The following is a 1,885-nucleotide window of genomic DNA, read 5'->3' as shown; positions in this document are numbered from 1 at the left end:
GAACTTCTGCTTCAGCGCTCAGGAATCGGTCTACGGCTTCTTGAAAAGTTTTGAGGGTTGATTGAGAAAAATTCATACTTTCTCCTAAGAATATTCCTTGACGCTCTAAATTTTCAGTTCCACTGAAATCACTTTGCCTTCATCTACCTTGACTCTCTCGATCAGCTTTTCATAAAGGATGTCGCGCTCATCTTGAGTTAAGGTGTACCAGAAGGTAAGCTTTTTTGCTTGAGGATGAGAGATAATTTCCTGTGCCGTAGCCATCACAAAACTTTCTACTCCTTCGGGGGCGCTTTTTTCTTCAATTTGCTTGAGGAATTTAGTTCTGGCTTGCTGAAGTAAATCAGACGGCGCAATTTTAAGCAGTTCATCCACCCCTTCTAGTTGCTGTTTTAACTTGATTACTTCTGGAGGGCATTGGAAAGAAACTTCCTGTTCCTCCTGTGCCGATTCCAAGGACGTGGCTTTGAGAAATAATTGACTAATAATGGCTTGATCAATTTTTCAAGGCGAATGCAAGAGCGGTTTTGGCAACCAGTTCCCGATTGCCTGCACCCGTAATATTGATATTGAGCGCTGCGCTTTAACACGCATTTATAGCCGCAGCGAGCGCAAATAACTAATCCGGTTAAGTAACAAGTCTTACCGGAAGTTGCTACTTTCTTGGCATTGAATTGTTGGAGGGTTTGAAGTTCGACAAATTCTTCATCAGTAATTAACCGCTCAGTGGGATGGGTATTAAGGTGTAATTGCCATTCTTCAGGTTTTTTCTTGGTAGATCCCTTGCTGGATATATTTGTTTTGCAGTAACTCGTATGACCTCGCAAAATTGGATTGGTTAACCAATCATCAGCGAAGTTTTGAGCTGCACTCCAAAAAAGTACTCTGGACTCAAAACCAAGTTGGTATCTCGTTTGCGTTCCACCCCGTACTTTTCATACAAGAAAGCTAGAACCTTTCGCGGTTTCCTAATTTTCAGCAAATAATCAATGGCTTCTCTGGCAATTTCAGCTTTACTAATGCCAGGGAGTTGTGGTGAAAAGTTGGGTTCAAGATACAATTCTAAATAGTTTTCAGGACGTTCTGCTAACAGGCAGATCGCAGGTCGTTTATCTAAGACATATTTATCCTCCTCAATGAAATATCCCCAAGGCGCTCTTGTCCAAGCAACTTTTTTACTTCGGCGGTATTCATGACCGCGCTTGATCCGCTCTCGAAGCTGGCGACGTTCGTGGGCTGCAAAGAGAGCCTGTAGGTCAGCACTGAGTTCCCCAGAGGCGGTGCTGAGATCCACTTCTCCCTGATCCAGAAGTTTCAGTTTAACTTTGTGTTCTCTCCGGAGTCCCTTAATCACCGCGTAGGCTGTTTCCTCCCTAGTTAACCTGTCCCATCGAGTCGCAACAATAGTGGAGACTTCTCCACGTCCAACCGCCTGAACGAGCTTATTAAATTCTTCTCGTTCTGGGTTGGCTCCTGATTCAACGTCGTGGTAAACCAGATCGACCCCTGCTTTTACTAAGCGATCCATTTGCTGCTCTAAAGCATGGCTGTCCTCAGCTTGTTCGCGGGTTGATACTCTCGCGTATCCAATAACTTTTTGCTTCATAATAATCACTAAACTCTGAGCTTATTCTAGCAATTAGTTGTGCAGAATTTATTTGGATTATTGCCAACCATAACCGTAAAACCCACGGTAGAAAATTCTCGGCGATGCTCTGCGCCAGCAGTGTAGACACCCTAATTACCTATTACGACACGTACAAAAACAAACAAAAACAGGGATTACATGACCTACGAGTGATCACAATTTTTACCCCTGGCTATAACGAAGAAGACCAAGACGCAAACGGCTTAATTGGAGAACCTGATTTTAATATCAGCGCAG

Annotated in this window: 4 protein-coding genes; 1 reads left to right on the top strand and 3 read right to left on the bottom strand. The window is 43.6% G+C overall.

All coding sequences use genetic code 11. The features are described 5' to 3' along the window. Positions 1-105 precede the first annotated feature (105 nt). From OSCIL6407_RS0105105 to OSCIL6407_RS0105100, 3 genes are read right to left on the bottom strand one after another with little or no spacing between them, the layout of a single operon-like run. A complete protein-coding gene (locus OSCIL6407_RS0105105; protein ID WP_019486993.1) occupies positions 106-456 on the bottom strand; it encodes a hypothetical protein in 351 nt (116 codons plus the stop codon). After that, positions 402-827, bottom strand: a complete 426-nt coding sequence (locus tag OSCIL6407_RS38290; protein WP_162140442.1) for a zinc ribbon domain-containing protein — start codon at positions 825-827, stop codon at positions 402-404. The genes OSCIL6407_RS0105105 and OSCIL6407_RS38290 overlap by 55 nt, the downstream gene beginning before the upstream one ends. Before the next feature lie 11 nt (positions 828-838). Beyond that, the gene (locus OSCIL6407_RS0105100; protein ID WP_019486992.1) at positions 839-1,606 is read right to left on the bottom strand and encodes a recombinase family protein; all 768 of its coding nucleotides are present in this window, start codon (positions 1,604-1,606) and stop codon (positions 839-841) included. A 23-nt stretch (positions 1,607-1,629) separates the two neighbouring features. On the opposite strand from OSCIL6407_RS0105100, the gene OSCIL6407_RS38285 reads away from it, so the two are divergent. Then, positions 1,630-1,885 (top strand): type I restriction enzyme subunit R domain-containing protein (locus OSCIL6407_RS38285; protein WP_407635875.1); only part of this gene is annotated, 256 nt, incomplete at its 3' end.

This window comes from Kamptonema formosum PCC 6407, from assembly GCF_000332155.1.
GTDB classification, from domain to species: Bacteria; Cyanobacteriota; Cyanobacteriia; order Cyanobacteriales; family Microcoleaceae; genus Kamptonema; species Kamptonema formosum.
The sequence above is the reverse complement of the archived record's forward strand: the minus strand, read 5'-3'. Positions and strand labels throughout refer to the sequence as shown.

Coding starts and splice junctions, on each gene's coding strand:
- OSCIL6407_RS0105100 (WP_019486992.1), bottom strand. CDS start 1,606: ATGAAGCAAAAAGTTATTGGATACGCGAGAGTATCAACCCGCGAACAA.